The 15,771-nt window shown below is 70.0% G+C and carries 16 protein-coding genes; 6 read left to right on the forward strand and 10 right to left on the reverse strand.

Annotated features, from left to right (window positions below; all coding sequences use genetic code 11):
• The 4 genes from AC3A57_RS00005 to AC3A57_RS00020 all read right to left on the reverse strand — a co-directional run.
• Window positions 1-1,289, reverse strand: a 1,289-nt coding sequence (locus tag AC3A57_RS00005) for a DUF7507 domain-containing protein (RefSeq protein WP_487576982.1), incomplete at its 3' end; no start/stop codon positions are given.
• 998 nt (window positions 1,290-2,287) lie between these two features.
• Complete coding sequence (locus tag AC3A57_RS00010) at window positions 2,288-2,656, reverse strand: EF-hand domain-containing protein (protein WP_487576983.1); 369 nt, start codon at window positions 2,654-2,656, stop codon at window positions 2,288-2,290.
• Window positions 2,657-2,974: 318 nt separating this feature from the next.
• Window positions 2,975-4,147, reverse strand: coding sequence for a winged helix DNA-binding domain-containing protein (locus AC3A57_RS00015; RefSeq protein WP_487576984.1), 1,173 nt, complete (start codon window positions 4,145-4,147; stop codon window positions 2,975-2,977).
• Between the two features lie 60 nt (window positions 4,148-4,207).
• A complete protein-coding gene (locus tag AC3A57_RS00020; protein ID WP_487576985.1) occupies window positions 4,208-4,396 on the reverse strand; it encodes a CPXCG motif-containing cysteine-rich protein in 189 nt (62 codons plus the stop codon).
• Between the two features lie 271 nt (window positions 4,397-4,667).
• Here AC3A57_RS00020 and AC3A57_RS00025 point away from each other — a divergent pair, with 271 nt between their 5' ends.
• Both AC3A57_RS00025 and AC3A57_RS00030 read left to right on the forward strand, forming a co-directional pair.
• Window positions 4,668-5,171 carry a hypothetical protein gene (locus AC3A57_RS00025; protein ID WP_221669960.1) on the forward strand — a complete coding sequence of 168 codons (504 nt, stop codon included), beginning with the start codon at window positions 4,668-4,670 and terminating at the stop codon, window positions 5,169-5,171.
• A 226-nt stretch (window positions 5,172-5,397) separates the two neighbouring features.
• Complete coding sequence (locus tag AC3A57_RS00030) at window positions 5,398-6,546, forward strand: PQQ-dependent sugar dehydrogenase (protein ID WP_487576986.1); 1,149 nt, start codon at window positions 5,398-5,400, stop codon at window positions 6,544-6,546.
• 79 nt (window positions 6,547-6,625) lie between these two features.
• Here the strand turns inward: AC3A57_RS00030 and AC3A57_RS00035 are convergent, their stop codons facing one another.
• Complete coding sequence (locus tag AC3A57_RS00035) at window positions 6,626-7,429, reverse strand: lytic transglycosylase domain-containing protein (protein WP_487576987.1); 804 nt, start codon at window positions 7,427-7,429, stop codon at window positions 6,626-6,628.
• A gap of 170 nt (window positions 7,430-7,599) precedes the next feature.
• A complete protein-coding gene (locus AC3A57_RS00040; protein WP_487576988.1) occupies window positions 7,600-7,791 on the reverse strand; it encodes a hypothetical protein in 192 nt (63 codons plus the stop codon).
• A gap of 468 nt (window positions 7,792-8,259) precedes the next feature.
• Here AC3A57_RS00040 and AC3A57_RS00045 point away from each other — a divergent pair, with 468 nt between their 5' ends.
• From AC3A57_RS00045 to AC3A57_RS00055, 3 genes are all read left to right on the forward strand, one after another.
• Window positions 8,260-9,546 (forward strand): APC family permease, encoded by a 1,287-nt coding sequence (locus AC3A57_RS00045; RefSeq protein WP_487577693.1) that lies wholly within the window; start codon window positions 8,260-8,262, stop codon window positions 9,544-9,546.
• A gap of 189 nt (window positions 9,547-9,735) precedes the next feature.
• Window positions 9,736-10,311, forward strand: a complete 576-nt coding sequence (locus AC3A57_RS00050) for an NADPH-dependent FMN reductase (RefSeq protein ID WP_487576989.1) — start codon at window positions 9,736-9,738, stop codon at window positions 10,309-10,311.
• Window positions 10,308-10,835: a RidA family protein gene (locus tag AC3A57_RS00055; protein WP_487576990.1), complete on the forward strand. Its 528-nt coding sequence runs from the start codon at window positions 10,308-10,310 to the stop codon at window positions 10,833-10,835. Before AC3A57_RS00050 ends, AC3A57_RS00055 begins: the two co-directional genes overlap by 4 nt.
• Before the next feature lie 3 nt (window positions 10,836-10,838).
• Here the strand turns inward: AC3A57_RS00055 and AC3A57_RS00060 are convergent, their stop codons facing one another.
• The 4 genes from AC3A57_RS00060 to gnd form a co-directional block, all read right to left on the reverse strand.
• Window positions 10,839-11,618, reverse strand: coding sequence for an N-acetylmuramoyl-L-alanine amidase (locus AC3A57_RS00060; RefSeq protein ID WP_487576991.1), 780 nt, complete (start codon window positions 11,616-11,618; stop codon window positions 10,839-10,841).
• 89 nt (window positions 11,619-11,707) lie between these two features.
• Complete coding sequence (locus AC3A57_RS00065; protein ID WP_487576992.1) at window positions 11,708-12,181, reverse strand: hypothetical protein; 474 nt, start codon at window positions 12,179-12,181, stop codon at window positions 11,708-11,710.
• Between the two features lie 218 nt (window positions 12,182-12,399).
• Window positions 12,400-13,653, reverse strand: a complete 1,254-nt coding sequence (locus AC3A57_RS00070; RefSeq protein WP_487576993.1) for a family 8 glycosyl hydrolase — start codon at window positions 13,651-13,653, stop codon at window positions 12,400-12,402.
• A gap of 460 nt (window positions 13,654-14,113) precedes the next feature.
• Window positions 14,114-15,121 (reverse strand): phosphogluconate dehydrogenase (NAD(+)-dependent, decarboxylating), encoded by a 1,008-nt coding sequence (gene gnd, locus AC3A57_RS00075; protein WP_487576994.1) that lies wholly within the window; start codon window positions 15,119-15,121, stop codon window positions 14,114-14,116.
• Between the two features lie 211 nt (window positions 15,122-15,332).
• Here gnd and AC3A57_RS00080 point away from each other — a divergent pair, with 211 nt between their 5' ends.
• Window positions 15,333-15,734 (forward strand): YciI family protein, encoded by a 402-nt coding sequence (locus tag AC3A57_RS00080; protein WP_487576995.1) that lies wholly within the window; start codon window positions 15,333-15,335, stop codon window positions 15,732-15,734.
• Window positions 15,735-15,771: the final 37 nt, after the last annotated feature.

Below are 15,771 nucleotides of genomic sequence, written 5' to 3' on the forward strand. Positions count from 1 at the left end.
ACCACGTTGGTCAGGTTGCCGCTGGCGCTGGTGTTGGTCACGGTGACCGTGTAGGTCAGCGTGTCGCCCAGGCTCACCGTGCCCGAACCGTCTTCGTCGGCGTTGCCGGTCAGCGCCTTGCTCAGGCTCTGGCTCAGCGGGGTCACCGGCGTGGTCACCGTCGTGGTGCAGGCCGGGTCGGTGCTGCCCGCCGGGCAGATCGCGCTCGTCGACGTCGCGGTGTTGACGACATTGCCTGCGGTTACATCGGCTGCGGTCACCGTATAGGTACCGATCAAGGTGCAGGTGCCGCCCGGCGCGACGCTCGCGCACGGCGTCGTGCCACCGGTCGGAGTGATCTTGCTGTCGCTCACCACCACGTTGTTCAAGTTCGTGGTCGTGCTGGTGTTGGTCACGGTGACCGTGTAGGTCAGCACATCGCCCAAGGACACGGTGCCGCTGCCGTCGTTATCGGCATTGGCCATGGTCTTGGCGATCGTCTGAGTCGGCGGAATGTCGTCGTTGACGATGGTGCAGGTCGCGCTGACGCCGTTGGCCAGAGTCAGGCTGTTGCCCGACAAGGTGCCCGCGGTACAGCTCCAGCTACCGGCGGTGTAACCGGCCACGCTGGCTTCGCTCAGGGTGTAGACGCCGGCGCTGACCGGCGCATTGGTCACCGTCGCCGTGCCGCTGACGCCGGTGATCGTGGTCGGGCCGTTCGCGGTCAGCGGGAAGTTGCTCACCGTCGCCGTGCCGCCGCTGTCGTTGGTCACCGTCTTGACCAGGGTCAGGGTCGCCGGCTGGTCGTTGTTGTTGATGGTGCAGGTGGCGACGTCGCCAAAGGCCAGGGTCAGCGAATTGCCGGAGACCGGCGCACCGCCGTTGATCACGCAGCTGTAAGGAGTGGCGGTGTAGCCGCTGGGGCCGGTTTCGGACAGGGTGTAAGTACCCGGGTCGACCGGGAAATTGGTCACTCCGGTCGAACCGGTGGCGCCGGAAGTGGGAGTGGGCCCGCTGGCCGTCAGCGTCCAGGCGGTCGCTACCGCGGTGCCGCCATTGTCGTTGGTGACCGTCTTGACCAGGGTCAACATCGGCCTGATCGAATCGCTGTCGGTCGCGCTGTTGCACGGCGGATTGGCGACATTGCAGGTCGGGTCGGTCACGCCGGTCGGCGTCTGCACCGTCGCGGTATTGGAGGCCGTCTGCGCCGCCACGGGTCCGGAGGAGAACAGCAGGGTCGCGACGACCGCTGCCGGCATGATCAGGCGACGGCTCACCGCAGTCGCGAGGGCTTGGAATTTGGCGATCACGCTGTCTACTCCCCGGTTGTCGCCGCGCCCCGAGCTCTGGGGCAGGCGACGTGTCACTCAACTGATTCAGAAGATCCGAAACCGCTCCCCACTCCCCTGCCCGTGCCGGAGGCCGCTCGCGGAGCACCCGCTGCGTCGTCCGGCCCGGTCTGTCGTCCTGTTGTCTGAACAGGCAGATCCGACAAATCGGGAAAAAAGGCCGTGGCCATGCAGGCTGCGAACGCAAAAACCGTGCCACCGTTCTCATTTCGGAAAACTGGTGATGCCGATACCAGTCCTCCTGACGGCAACTGCCCCAAAGTGTCAGTTCCGTCACAATTCTCGCCAATTTGAGACTCGTGTCTCAAATTTGACCGCCCCGTCCCACTGCCGCCCATACGCGCGCACCGCCCCCTCTCGGGGACGGCCGGCCGCATGAACGAAGAAATCAGGAACGGGCACTCAGATTCGCCACGAGCCATACCCCCTCCCCCCGGGACCCGTATCGCGCTCTTTCCTTGACAGGCAGCACGCTCCGCACCGGAAGCGCCTTTCGGCTTTCCGAATCGGGCCCAGTCGGACGGCACGGAGCAATTCGAGCGCTGGCGAGGCCCTTCGGCCTCAGAAATATGATATAGCGCTCATTTTCCGTGCAACGATCCGCCTCCTTGAGGCCGATTGCCATTGCCGATGAAAAACAGCCTGCGCGCAATGCCGATGTAAAAGGCGACCGCTCGTCGCCTGAATGTCGACTGCGTCACTTAACTCAATGAACGACGAGACAGCCTGAAGAATTCATCATTCCAGCTGGGTCTCGCCCGCCGTCCGTCCGCTGTTGGGCCTTGATTTCGTTGGCAACTCGCGCCGGACGGTCGATCCGGCCGCCCCCCTCTCCGCGCTCGAGGGGCGAGGTCCCGGCCGCGGCGCCCCCGACGGCCCGGCTCGAACACAAAAAAGGCGGCCCGAAGGCCGCCCTTACACACACAACGCAGGAAAACCTGCCCCCAAGGGCAGCGGGGTCAGCCGCCGCTCTTGCTGGCGCCGCCGCCGTTGGACTGGACCTTGGCGACGTAAGACTTGTATTCGTCCGGGGTCAGCGAGCCGTTGGCGTCGGCATCGGCCTGGTCGAAGACCTGGCCCAGCGCCGGCACGGCCGAAGCCTCGCTCTTGCTGAGGTTGCCGTCCTTGTCGCCGTCCACGTCGGACCAGCTCTTCTTCTGCGGCGCGGCGGCCGGCTCGGCGGCAGTGGCCGCCTCGCTCTGGGCCCCGGTCGCCGGGGACGCCGCATCGCTCGCGGTCGGTGCGGTCTGGGCCATGGCCAGCGGCGCGGACAGCGAAGCGACCACGGCCAGCGCAGCGAGCAGCGACTTGCGGGAATGAAGGGTCATGGGAGTCTCCTTATTGAAAGGGATACGACAAAGGAATGCATTCGAGGGGATGCGGATCGCGCGGCCCTCGGCCGGTGGCGTGGAGTCCGCCGTGGGCGCCTGCCGCACGGGGTCCACCTTGCCGCGACGGTTCTGAACCGATCGGACGCCGTAACCGTTAAAGCTACGTTGGCTTAACCACAGCCCCGGCGAATGACGTTAGGCCGGCGCAGCGCAGGCCGCGTTGCGGCCGTCAAACCGTGATCTGCGCGCAGCTTTGCCGCGTTCGCGGCCTGCGCTGGCGGCTGAACGCAACACAACCTTTACGAACTCGGGCATTCACGCCTGCGCGGCGAGGAACCGCACCTCATGCCGCGCGCACTCGGGCGCGGCCGCCGCCATGCAGTCCAGCGCCTCGCGTTCCAGCGCCGCACGCACCTCGCTCGGCAGGCGCGAGGCGAACGGCGCGATCGTCGCCGTCGCCGAATCGCCGCTGCGCTGCAGCTTCCAGGTGCCGGCGACGAAGCCGTCGACCAGAAAGGTCGCCGCGACCAGGCCGTTGCGGGTGAAGATCGCGCCGCGCCGCTGCGCATCGAAGATCCGCGCGCGTTCGGCATGCGCGAGCAGGACGTTGTCGAACTCCGGCAGCAGCCGCGGCGGCACCGGCAGGGACGGATCCGGGCGCGGCGCCTCGGGCAGATCGAACAGCTCGATGCCGGCCTCGTCGCGCCCGCTCCACAGCCGCGGGCGCAGCCGCTCCAGCCGCTCGCGAGTCCCGTTCAGGCCGGACCAGACCGCGGCGTCGCGGGCGCTGGCCGGGCCGAAGGCGCCCAGGTAGCGCAGCAACAGGGCATCGGCCGCTTCGTCGCCGCCGTCTTCGTCGACGACCGTGCCGAGCCAGTCCGAGGCCAGGGCGAAACGCGCCGGCGCATGCTCGTCCCAGATTCCCGCCGGCGGCACATGCACCACCGGTTCGGCGCCGCGCACCAGCAGGGCGAGTTCGCCGGTGTCGTGCCCGGGCCAGCGCGCACGCAGCGCCTCGCCCAGCGCTTTCGCGCTCAGCGCGGTGCCGCGCAGCGCGGCGCGCCCGGCCTCGCGCACGCTGGCCAGCTCGAGCCCGTTCAAGGCGCGCGCATGGCCGCTTTGCAAAGACAGACGCTGCAGCATCGGCTGCAGCGCCGGGCGCAGCGCGCGGTAGTCGGCGGCGCTGACCAGGTGCAAGGTGCCGCGCATCATCGTCGCGCGCACCACCCGCCGCGCCTGCATGGCTTCGCTCAATTGTTCCAGGCGGAACTCGCGCAATCGCGTCCACAGCCCCAGATAGGGCGGATTGGGCGCCTGCGCCTGCAATCCGACCAGGCGCTCGATCATCGCCAGCGGCGATTCGTCGCTGCGCTCGATCAGGCTTTGCCGGGCCAGCAGGGCGCGATTGAGCGCGCGCGCATCCAGGCGCTGCGCGTCGCGGGATCGGTTTGCGGCGCCGGCGCGGCCGCCACGCGTATTCGACGCCATCGGCTCAGCGCCCGCGCAGGTGCGGCCGCAACCGCGTTTTGCGAGCCCCGAGCAAGACCGTCATGCTTCGTCCTCGGCGTGGACCGTCACCTGCGGTTCGCCGTCCTCGTCCAGTTGCGCATCGACCACGATCGGCCGGCAGCAGACCTGGCAGTCCTCGATGTAGCGCTGGTCGCCGGCCGAGTCGTCGATCAGCAGCACGATCGCTTCGCCGCAGTATGGGCATTGGACTTCGACGCCGGGCAACATGGCGGATCTCCTGCGGACGGGTCGCGACGGAACGCGGCGAAAGCATGCGACGACCGCCGCGCAGCGTCCAGTGACGAAGCTCACCCGGCCGCGGGCACCGGCACCGGCACCGTTCGTCGCCTGCCGCGCCTCGCTCACCCCGCGCTAACCGAGCGCGGCGGATGCTGATGACAGTACGGCCCGGACCGGCATCGGCCGTCGTGCCGGTTCCGGGCGAACCGCGTCCGCCGCGACGCGACGACGGCGCAGCGACTCGTGTCCGGAGACCGAGATGAAGACCCGCCACGTGTTCAGCACGCCCGACCTGGCCACCGCGCAGGCGACGATGGACGCCGCGCGCCAAGCCGGCGTGGACGACAACGACATCCTGCTGATCGCCCGTTCCGACATCGAGCTCGAATCGATTCCGAACGAGCGCAAGGAGGCCGACACCGACCTGATGCCCGCGGCGCTGCGCGGCGCCGGCTACGGCGGCGCGGCCGGCCTGCTCGCCGGCCTGGTCGCGGTGGTGGTGACGCCGATCGGCCTGACCATCGCCGGCGCCGCGGCGGCGGCCGCCGCCGGCGCGATGGTCGGTTGCTGGGCCTCGGCGCTGATGGGCTCGGCCCTGCCCGACCCGATCCGGCGCAAGTTCGACGAGCAGATCCGCCAGGGCCGGATCCTGGTGGTCATCGACGGCGACCGCGAGCTGTTGACCCAAGCCGAAGCGAGCGTGCTCGCGCGCACCGCCGGCGCCGAGCTGTTGCCGTTCGACGCGCCCAAGGCCTTGGCCTGAGCCGCGCGCCTTGAGCCATTCGCCTCGCGCCGCGCCGCGGCGCGCACCGCGCTAACGTCCGCATAGCGCCGCGTCCGCATTGCGCGCGTGATCGCGTTTGCGTTTCCTCGCTGCGCCCGCGCCTGCGCCGCGAACTGCAGAACCGGTCGCAAGACCGGACCTTGTTCGATGTCAATCTCGGCCGGCTTTCCCACCCCGACCCGGCCATCGAACACGGAGATCCGCAATGAAACGCTCGATGCTCTCCACCGTCTGCTTCGCCGCGCTGTTCGGCGCCACCGCCGTCGCTGCGGTCCATTCCGCCGCCGCATTCGCGCAGGAAGCCGGCGCCGACGCGGCCAAGGCGCCGCCGTTCACCGCCACCGAAGTCGCGCGTTTCAACGAACCCTGGGCGATGACCTTCCTACCCGACGGCCGCCTGCTGGTCACCGAGAAGCGCGGCGTGCTGAAGCTGCAGACCATCGGCGGCAGCGCGATCACCGTCAGCGGAACGCCGGCGGTGGCCTACGGCGGCCAGGGCGGACTCGGCGACGTGATCCTGCATCCGCAATACGCCACCAACCAGCTGATCTACATCAGCTACGCCGAGCGCGGCAGCACCACCGGCACCGCCGGCGCGACGGTGATGCGGGCCAAGCTGGGCTATGGCGCCACCGGCGCCTGGCTGACCGAGAAGCAGATCATCTGGCGCCAACCCAAACTCAGCGGCAGCAACCACTACGGGCATCGCCTCGCCTTCGGCCCCGACCGCAAGCTGTGGATCACCTCCAGCGAGCGGCAGAAGTTCGACCCGGCGCAGGACCTGAACTCCCCGCTCGGCAAGGTCATCCGCCTCAACGACGACGGCAGCGTGCCGACCGACAACCCCTTCTACAGCCGCGGCGGCGTTGCGGCGACGGTGTGGTCCTACGGCCATCGCAACCTGCTCGGCATCGCCTTCGACTCGCAGAACCGGTTGTGGACCCACGAGATGGGCCCGCGCGGCGGCGACGAGCTGAACCTGATCGAGCGCGGCAGCAACTACGGCTGGCCGCTGGTCTCGCAGGGCGATCATTACGACGGCACGCCGATCCCGCGCCACAGCACCCGCCCGGACCTCAACGCACCGGAGAAGTGGTGGACGCCGGTGATCGCGCCGGCCGGCTTCGTGATCTACTCCGGCACCCGCTTCCCGGCCTGGAACGGCAGCGGCCTGATCGGCGGCCTGGCTTCGCAGGCCCTGATCCGGGTCACGTTCAGCGGCAGCGGCGCGGCCGAGGCCGAACGCTACGCGATGGGCAAGCGCATCCGCGAGGTCGAGCAAGGCCCGAACGGCGATGTCTGGCTGCTGGAAGACGGAACCAATGCGCGGCTGCTGCGGCTTACCCCGTTGTAAGCAGAAGCGAGCGCAGAGGAGCGAGAAGTGAGCAATAGCTTGCGCTCGCTCCTCGCTTGTCTACGCCATTTCCTCGCTTTCACTGCGCCGCGCGCAGCGCCGGCTTGCCGGTGCCCAGCGCCAGCCGGTACAGCTGGTGCAAGGCCTGCACCTTGGCGATGTAGTCCTGGGTTTCGCGGTACGGCGGCACGCCGCCGTAGCGCGACACGGTGCCGATGCCGGCGTTGTAGGCCGCCGCCGCCAGGGTCAGGTCGCCCTTGTAGCGGCGGATCAGGCTCTTGAGGTGGCGCGCGCCGGCGGCGATCGATTCGGCCGAGGAAAACGGATCGGTCACGCCGTATTCCTTGGCGGTCTCGGGCATCAGCTGCATCACGCCCTGGGCGCCCTTGCTCGACACCGCCTTGGCGTCGAAACCGCTTTCGGCGTGGGCGATCGCGCGCAGCCAGGCGTCGTCCAGGCCGTTGGCCTGGGCCGCGGCGCGGAACTGGCCGGTGAACTTGTCGGTCTGCGGCTTGCCGACCTTGCCCAGGCCGGGATGGGCCGGCTCGCCCGGCGGGGTTTCGACGGTGAAGCCCATCACCCGCACCGAGCCGGGCAGTTTGCGCGTGCTGTAGACAGTCTTGCCGTCCTGCTGGCGTTCGTACAGCGAACCGTTGATGACGCCCATCTCGCCCCACAGGTTGGGCAGCTTGACCGCATCGTCGGGGATCTCGCGCGGCTCGCAGCGCGAACCCGGCTCCGGCGCCGTGGCCAGGCTGACGCTGCCGTCGCGCACGCAGCGGTACACGGTGCGCGCCTGCGCCGCGCCGGGCAGCGCCCAGGCCGCGAGCGCCAGCACGGCGATCAGGACGGCGGGAACGGCAGGGGCGGAACGTGCGCTCATGGGGCGCGATTCTAGGCCGCAGCGGCCGCCGCGCCAGCGCCGGTGGTCATGTCATGGGCGCGGCATTCACGATCGCGAAGACCGGGGGCCGAAAGCGTTCAGCCTCGCGGCCACAGTCCAAGCCCTTCATGCGACGGGGCGGCACGGCGCACCGCCCCGTCGCCTCGCACTCAGGTGCCGGAACCGTCGCCGCTGGCCGGCGGCGGGGTCGTGGCCGCATCGGCCGGTGCGGCCTCGGCGGCCGGCGGCGTGCTCGATGCGGCCGGCGCGTCGGTGGTCTCGCCCTTGCTCGCGCAGGCGGTGAGGCCGAGCAGGCCGAACACGGCCAAGGCGTACAGCGGAGTGCGGGTATCGATCTTCATGGTGCGGTCTACCTCCGTTCGAGATCCTGGCTACGGCGCGAAGCGCCGTTCGGTGCGCGCCGTTGCGGTGCGCGTCTCGACACTGCCGTCGCCTGGATGAACCGCGCCGCCGCCGCGAATCGAATTGCGACGATTCCTTAACCCCCTGCCCGGCGATCCGCGCTAGCGCCCGCGTCCGAACTGTGACCGCTTGCGCGCTCGACGCCCCGCCGGGCGCGCGGGCGCGCTGAACCCAACACAACGTTTACGAACCGGCCCGGCGTCGGGCTCATGCCCCGCGGTTGGGCGCAGATGCCGCAGTGCGGATTGAAAGGCGCCGCCCGCAGGCTCTAAGGTGGGGCGGAACCGGCACGCCTGCGCTCCTTCGCAGCCTTGGCCGCATCCGCCACGAGCGAGGGGAACCATCGTTTGAGCCAGCCGACGCCGCACGCGCCCGATTCGTCCCTGCCCGCCGCCGATGCGGCCCCGATCTCGGACGACGGCCGTCCCGGCACCGTCCGCGCGGTCAGCCGCTGGCAGATCGTCGGCCTGTCCATCAACGACGTGATCGGCAGCGGCATCTATCTGTTGCCGGCCACCGCCGCCGCCCTGCTCGGCCCGGCCAGCCTGTGGGCGGTGCTGCTGGCCGGCTTCGCGGTGGCCTTGCTGGTGCTTTGCTACGCCCAGGCGGCGAGCTATTTCGACCAGCCCGGCGGCGGCTATCTGTATGCGCGCGAGGCCTTCGGCCCCTTCGCCGGCTTCGAGGTCGGCTGGATGCTGCTGGTCACCCGCATCTCCACCGCGGCCTCGCTCAGCAACGGCCTGGCCGAGGCGGTGGGGCTGTTCTGGCCGGCCGCGCGCGAAGGCGCGGCGCGGGTGTTCGTGGTCGCCGGCTCGCTCGGCCTGCTGGTGCTGATCAACGTGCTCGGCGTACGCACCGCGGCCCGCGCCGGCGTTGCCCTGGCGATCGGCAAGCTGTTGCCGTTGCTGCTGTTCGTGGTGCTGGGCGCGTTCTATGTCGATCCCAGCCTGCTGCGCAGCGATGCGCCGATGCCGGTCGACCACCTCGGCGAGGCCGCCTTGCTGCTGCTGTTCGCCTATGCCGGTTTCGAGAACCTGCCCGCCGCCGCGGGCGAGTACCGCAATCCGCGCCGCGACGTGCCGTTCGCGCTGCTGACCATGATCGTCCTGGTCACGGTGATCTACTTCAGCGTGCAACTGGTCGCGCTGGGCACCCTGCCGGGCATCGCCCAGTCGACCAGTCCGCTGGCCGAGGCCTCGGCGCAGTTCGGCGGCACCGCCCTGGCGCTGGTGCTGACCGTGGGCGCGGCGATCTCGATCCTGGGCACCAACAGCAATACGGTGATGATGGGCCCGCGCTATCTGCTGGCCCTGTCCCAGGACGGTTACGGCCCACGCGCCCTGTCGGCGATCCACCCGCGCTTCCGCACACCGGCGCGGGCGGTATTGCTGCTCGGCGCGATCGCCCTGGTGCTGGCGCTGACCGGCTCGTTCAAGCAACTGGCCCTGCTGTCGGTGGTGGCGCGGCTGTGCACCTATATCGGTACCGCGGTGTCGGTGCTGGTGCTGCAAAAGCGCCATCGCGGCCGCGAAGGCGCCCTGCACCTGCCCGGCGGCCCGCTGATTCCGCTGGCGGCGATCGTGCTGTCGCTGGGCCTGCTGGCCAGCGCCAGCACCCAGAACCTGATCGCCGCGGCGATCGCGCTGGCGATCGGCGCGGTGATCTACAAGTTCCGCCGCGCGCCGGCCACCTGATCCGCGCCCGGATGCGGCCGCGCGCGCAGCGCGGCCGCGTCTTCGCAGCCATGGGCGTCGTACTCGCGCCGACGGCGCCCCCCGCCCGAACGCGCCGCCGGGCCGAAGCCGCCCTTGACCTGAAGCCCCCTTGACCTCAACCAAAGCTGAGGTCTTAGCCTGCGCGGGTGTTCCTTAACCGAACTTCCGATGAACTTCGATATCCGATTGGCGCTGATCTACGGCAGCGCCCGCGAGGGCCGGTTCTGCGACGTGGTCGTCGACTGGGCGCAGCGCAGGATCCAGCGCCACGGCGGCTACGCGGTCGAGCGCATCGACCCGCGCGACTGGCCGCTGGGCGGGCCCTCGCTGCGCGACGACGAGGCGCGCCTGCAACAGCTGCGCCAACGCCTGCACGCCGCCGATGCGTACCTCGTGGTCACGCCCGAGTACAACCACGGTTACCCGGCGCCGCTGAAGGCGCTGATCGACGCCTGCTACGAGCCCTGGCGGGCCAAGCCGGTGGCCTTCGTCAGCTACGGCGCCAGCTCCGGCGGGATGCGCGCGGTCGAGCAGTTGCGCCAGGTCTACGGCGAACTGCATGCGACCACCCTACGCGACTGCGTGCACCTGATGCACGCGCGGCGCCTGTTCGGCGCCGACGGCGAACTGCGCGAACCGCAGGCCGTGCACGAGGCCATGGGCGTGCTGCTCGCGCGGCTGGGCTGGTGGGCGCGGGCCTTGCGCGATGCGCGCACCGCCCTGCCCTACGAGGCGGCCGCATGAACCTGCCGCCGCCCGCCGTCCCCGTCATGCCGCAGCGCGATGCGCCCGAGCCGCTGCAACGGCACGAGTTCGAACACGGCCACGCGCAGGGCCCGCAGGCCGGCGACGCCCTGCTCGGTTCCGGCGCCGCGCTGCCTTTCCTGATCGGCGCCACCGTGCCGGCCGGCCGCCGTCTGCTGCTGCTCAGCGGGCATACGCCGCCGGTGATCGATACCCGGGCTCCGCCCGACAGCATCGCCGCCTTCGGCGACACCTATGCCCAGACCGACGGCACGCTGCGCGAAATCGAACGCAGCCTGCAGCGGCTCGGGCTGGGCATCGGCGATCTGGTGCAGTTGCGGGTCTATCTGGTCGGCGACCCGGCGCTGGGCGGACGCATGGACAGCGAAGGCTTTTCCCGCGCCTATGCGCAGTGGTTCGGCACCGCCGCGCAGCCGCACAAGGCGGTGCGCACGCGGGTGCAGGTAGCGGGCCTGGTCAACCCCGGCTGGCTGGTGGAGATCGAAGCGGTGGCGGTGGCCTGAGGCTCAGCGCGGCGCCGGCGCGCCGTCCGGCAAGGCCATCGCCTGAAGCTGCAGGTCGTACAGCACGGCGGCGTCCTCTGGCTGCCACTCGCGGCCCTCGTGGCTGCGATAGCGGCGATGGAACGCGGCCAGCGCGGCCGCGGGGTCGCTGAGGTCGTAACCGATCAGGCGCAGCGCCGCCCACGGGTCGAAGCCGGGCGGCGGCTCGGCGCGCGGTTCGCGCGGCCACAGGCCGTAACCGGCCTGGGCCAACTGCGGCCAGGGAAACAGCACGCTCGGGTCGCTCTTGCGCCCGGGCGCGAGGTCGCCGTGGGCGACGATGGCGTGGCGCGGGATGCCCAGCCGCGAGGTGAGATCGGCGAGCAACCGCAGCAGGCTCTGGATCTGCGCCGGCGCGAACGGCTCGCTGCCGTCGTTGTCGAGCTCGATCCCGATCGAGACCGAGTTCAGATCGGTCAGTTCGCCCCAGCGCCCGGCCCCGGCGTGCCAAGCGCGCGCCTCGTCGGCGACCAGTTGGTAGATGCGGCCGTCCTCGCCGATCAGATAGTGCGCGCTGACCGGCCCCTGCGAGTTGCGCGTCTGCAAGGTGCGCAAGGCGCGCTCGGCGCTCTCCATCTGGGTGTGGTGCAGCACGATCAGCTGCGCCTTGCGCGCATTGTGGTTGGGCGAACCCTGCCATTGCGCCAGCGGATTGCGCGCCGGCTGCACCGTGGCGCAGCCGGCGGCGAGCGCCGCCGCCAGCAGTGCGCCGGCGACGCGCCAGGTAGATGCCGTTCCGATCATGCGGGCAAGCCCCTTATCGCGAACCGCAGCGACGATGGCACGAATGCGCCATCGCGGCAATCCGGCCGGCCGGGTGCCGGCGCGGGTGTTTACTGGCAGCCTTCCGGACCGCAGGGCGAGGCCGCACGGCTCTGCAGCATCTGATCGGCATTGTTCTTGCTGGCCTCTTTCTCCGCACGCCGCTGCGCCACGGTCTTGCACACCCGCTCGACCCGGTTGCTGCCGGTGGTGCGGATGCGCTCGCAGACCAGGCGGTCGTCGTCCTGCTTGCCGGCGTATTCGATCCAGGCCATGTTCAAGCGCGCCTGATCCTGTTCCTCGGCGCTCAGCTGCTCGTAGCTGCGGCCGTCCAACAGCTTCAGCAACTGGTCCTGGCGCTCGCGCACTTCCTGGCGGGTGGCGATATCGAGCTTGCCGTAAACGCCGCGCTTGGCTTCGATATCGGCGCGTATCTGCTGCTGTTGCGAGATCACCGCCTGGGCGTCGAACGGCGTGCGCTCGGGCGCGGCAACGGCGCCGGTGCAGGCCGCGGCCAGAATCAGGGTCAGTACGAATTTGCGCATGGTTCCTTTGCCTCGTCTGTGGCGGCGCGAACGCCGCGGCCGGTCCGTCGCTGCAGCGACCCGGCGTGTCCGTGGATGGTGGCGCCACCGTCCCTCGGTGGCGCTTCGATCCTAACCGCGACTAGCGACACACTCCATAGGGTCTGGCGCCACGATCGGCAAAGTCATGCCTGGCCGCGATTCGGCCGGGGCGGAGCGCTCCGCCCCGGCCGCCGTACTCAGGGCCGCAGCCAGTTGTTCGATACCGCCAGCATCGACAACAGGCGCACGCTGTCGCCGTAGTAGTCGCCGGCGCCGCTGGTGGCCATGTGGTTCCACAACCGGTCCAGCCAGGCTTGTCCGTCCGGATCCACGGTCGCGGCGACCGCGAACGGCGCGGTGAAGAACATGCTGTTGTAGTTCTCCACCACCGAACCGTCGAGCTTGTAGCCGCTGCGCACCCGCAGCGGGTCGTTGCCGGTCTTGGCGCGGATCCACTGGCTGAGCTTGCGCGCCGCGGCGCGCGAGCGCGCATCGCCGCTGGCGGCGGCGTCGATGCCGATCCGCCACGGCACCCGGCCGGCGTTCCAGGAGTAATAGCCGTCGTAATCGCCTTCGAGGAACCCGGCCGGCGCCGGCCGCGCGCGGGTGTGGGTATCGACGACGAAGTCCGGCACCAGGCCGGTGCCTGCGGCGTAGCGGCTTTGCATATCGGCCAGCGCGGCCTGGTGCGCATCGAGCACGCCGGTCCAGTAGCTGTCGCCCAGGCGCGAGGCGAAGGCGCGGAAGTGGCCCATCATCCAGTCCGAGCTGCGGCTGCCGTTGTAGCGGACGGGCGATCCCGAATCGACCCAGTCGCCGAGGTGGGTGAGCTTGGTGGTCGGGTGGATGTTGCTGCGTCGGATCGCCGCGATCGTCCGCTTCGCCTCGGCCAGGTAATTGACGGTGCCGGCCGAGCCCCACTGGCGATCGGCCAGCAACAAGGCATAGGCGATGTCCAGATCGCCGTCGGTGGCCGAGGCGGTGCCGCCGACGTTGCGGCAGGAAGCATCCTGCGCCCAGGCGGTCAGGTCCGGATCGATCTCGCTGCGGTGATTGCGGTTGTAGCGGTGCAGGCCGTCGAACAAGGCCTGCGCCTCGGCGTCGCTGCCGGCCATCATCGCCGTGATCAACATGCCGTAGCCCTGGCCTTCGGAAACCACGTAGGCATCGTCGGTGTTCGCCACCACCCGGTATTCGCCGCTCTTGCAACCCGGCTTGAGATGGCGCTGCTTCCAGGTGCGGTAGAACGAAGCGGTGGACTGGTCGGCGGCGGCGCGGCCGACGCTGGGGCTCAAGGTGCCGGCGACATAAGGCTGGCGATGGCTGCCGAACGGGAAGTTCGGCGCAGCCGCGGCATTGCCGGCGAACAAGGCGGCCGACAACGCCAAGGCAAGGCCGTACAGGCCACGGCGCAACGGCGCGCGCGGGATGGATCGCGATAAGACGGGCATGGCGAGTTCTCCGAAGTGGACGGGGAGGCGACCGCCGCACGCAACGCTCCACCCGCGACCGCACAAGACGGACGCGCGAACACTCGCGGATTCGGAAAGCGGGCGGCGACGGCGTCCGCTCGCTGACGCGGCGGACGCGAACGCAGGCTAGCGCGCCCGTATTACGGCCGCCGTGACCGCACGTGTGAAGCCGGCTTGCCCGGCGCCACAGATCGACCTTGGTCTATGGCTCGTGGCTCGTGGCTCGTGGCTCGTGGCTCGGGACTCGGGACTCGGGACTCGGGACTCGGGACTCGGGACTCGGGACTCGGGACTCGGGACAGCAAAGCGGGAAATCGGCTTGCATGTCCATCGTCAGCTCGATCTATCTTCTATCCTCGAATCCCAAACCACGAACCACGAACCACGAACCACGAATCCCGAGTCCCGAGTCCCGAGTCCCGAGTCCGGAGTCCCAGCCTCACTCCTTGCGCAGCGCATGGCCGCCGAACTCATTGCGCATCGCCGCCAGCAGCTTGTCGGCGAACGAGTCTTTCTCGCGCGAGCGCAGCCGCTCCATCAGCGAGGCGGTGATCACCGGTGCGGACACGTCCAGGTCTATGGCTTCGGCCACGGTCCAGCGCCCCTCGCCGGAGTCCTCGACATAGGGCGCGATGCCGTCCAGGCGCGGGTTCTTGGCCAAGGCGTCGGCGCTGAGGTCGAGCAGCCAGGAGCGGACCACGCTGCCGTGGCGCCAGATCTGCGCGATCTGCTCCAGGTCCAGGCCGAACTCGGCCTTGCGGCCGAGGATGGCGAAGCCTTCGGCATAGGCCTGCATCAGGCCGTATTCGATGCCGTTGTGGACCATCTTGGTGTAGTGGCCGGCGCCGCTCGGGCCGACCCGGCCCCAGCCGCGTTCGGGCGCCGGCGCCAGGGTCTCGAAAATCGGCCGCAAGCGCTCCACCGCCGCCGCTTCGCCGCCGATCATCAGGCTGTAGCCTTCCTTCAGCCCCCAGATGCCGCCGCTGGTGCCCGAGTCGACATAGTGCAGGCCGTGCTCGGCCAGCCGCGCGGCGCGGCGCTGGGTGTCCTTGTAATTCGAATTGCCGCCGTCGACGACGGTGTCGCCCGGCGCCAGCAGCGGCAGCAGGGCGTCCAGGGTCGCATCCACCGGCGCACCGGCCGGCACCATCAGCCAGACCGCGCGCGGCGCCGGCAGGGCCGCGATCAACTCGGCCAGCGAGCCCGCCGCCTCGATGCCGCGCGCGGCGGCCTGTTCGCGCGCCGCCGCGCCGGGGTCGAATCCCACCAGCCGATGCCCGCCGCGCACCAGGCGCTCGGCCATGTTGGCGCCCATGCGACCCAGACCGACCATACCCAGTTCCATGCCCTCTCCTTCGTTGCCTTGGTTGCGCAGCGGCGTCGCCGTTGCGGGTGCGCGGCCATTGTCGTGGCGCGCGCGGTAATTCGCCGTGATCGTCCGCCACATGAGCGCGGTGCAGGCACGCTACAACCGCAGCGGCTGCAACGCTGCGATCCAGCCCGGCCGTTGCGCCCCCGACGGACCGGCGGCGGCGACGGCCGCAAAGAAAAATAAAAAAACTTCCCCGCCGCTGTCGATCCTTGCAGCCTGGGTTCGTCGCCTAGGCAAGAGCGGCGATCGGGCCGCACTGACAACCCAACCTCACCGGAGTACACCCATGCGCTTCATGCTGCTGATGATTCCCCAAGGCTACGAAACCGCCGCCGCCGACGCCCAGCCCAGCGTCGAGCAGGTCGAAGCGATGACCGCCTACAACAACGCCCTGATCGAGGCCGGCGTGCTGCTCGGCGGCGAGGGCCTGCACCCGCCGGCGACCGGCGCCCGGGTCAGCTTCGCCGGCGGCAAGCCGAAAGCGGTCGACGGCCCGTTCCCGGAAGCCAAGGAAATCCTCGGCGGCTACTGGATGATCGACGTCGCCTCGCGCGAGGAGGCGATCGAGTGGGCCAAGCGCTGCCCCGGCTCGCCGAACGAGATCATCGAGGTGCGCAGGGTGCAGGAGTTCGAGGATTTCGCCCCGGAACTGCAGGCCGCCGCGGGCGTCGAAGCCCAGCGGAGTTGAAACCGGGCGGGCTTGAGCGAGCTCGGCCGGGCGAGGC

The sequence above is a fragment of the Lysobacter sp. Soil_C_15 genome (assembly GCF_057657315.1).

What these genes read in the sequence shown, in the direction of transcription:
- AC3A57_RS00030 (WP_487576986.1), top strand. Translation starts at nt 5,398, where the DNA reads ATGAAACGCTCGATGCTCTCCACCGTCTGCTTCGCCGCGCTGTTCGGC.
- AC3A57_RS00080 (WP_487576995.1), top strand. Translation starts at nt 15,333, where the DNA reads ATGCGCTTCATGCTGCTGATGATTCCCCAAGGCTACGAAACCGCCGCC.
- AC3A57_RS00070 (WP_487576993.1), bottom strand. Translation starts at nt 13,653, where the DNA reads ATGCCCGTCTTATCGCGATCCATCCCGCGCGCGCCGTTGCGCCGTGGC.
- gnd (WP_487576994.1), bottom strand. Translation starts at nt 15,121, where the DNA reads ATGTGGCGGACGATCACGGCGAATTACCGCGCGCGCCACGACAATGGC.
- AC3A57_RS00040 (WP_487576988.1), bottom strand. Translation starts at nt 7,791, where the DNA reads ATGAAGATCGATACCCGCACTCCGCTGTACGCCTTGGCCGTGTTCGGC.
- AC3A57_RS00015 (WP_487576984.1), bottom strand. Translation starts at nt 4,147, where the DNA reads ATGGCGTCGAATACGCGTGGCGGCCGCGCCGGCGCCGCAAACCGATCC.
- AC3A57_RS00060 (WP_487576991.1), bottom strand. Translation starts at nt 11,618, where the DNA reads ATGATCGGAACGGCATCTACCTGGCGCGTCGCCGGCGCACTGCTGGCG.
- AC3A57_RS00020 (WP_487576985.1), bottom strand. Translation starts at nt 4,396, where the DNA reads ATGTTGCCCGGCGTCGAAGTCCAATGCCCATACTGCGGCGAAGCGATC.
- AC3A57_RS00025 (WP_221669960.1), top strand. Translation starts at nt 4,668, where the DNA reads ATGAAGACCCGCCACGTGTTCAGCACGCCCGACCTGGCCACCGCGCAG.
- AC3A57_RS00035 (WP_487576987.1), bottom strand. Translation starts at nt 7,429, where the DNA reads ATGAGCGCACGTTCCGCCCCTGCCGTTCCCGCCGTCCTGATCGCCGTG.
- AC3A57_RS00050 (WP_487576989.1), top strand. Translation starts at nt 9,736, where the DNA reads ATGAACTTCGATATCCGATTGGCGCTGATCTACGGCAGCGCCCGCGAG.
- AC3A57_RS00010 (WP_487576983.1), bottom strand. Translation starts at nt 2,656, where the DNA reads ATGACCCTTCATTCCCGCAAGTCGCTGCTCGCTGCGCTGGCCGTGGTC.
- AC3A57_RS00065 (WP_487576992.1), bottom strand. Translation starts at nt 12,181, where the DNA reads ATGCGCAAATTCGTACTGACCCTGATTCTGGCCGCGGCCTGCACCGGC.
- AC3A57_RS00055 (WP_487576990.1), top strand. Translation starts at nt 10,308, where the DNA reads ATGAACCTGCCGCCGCCCGCCGTCCCCGTCATGCCGCAGCGCGATGCG.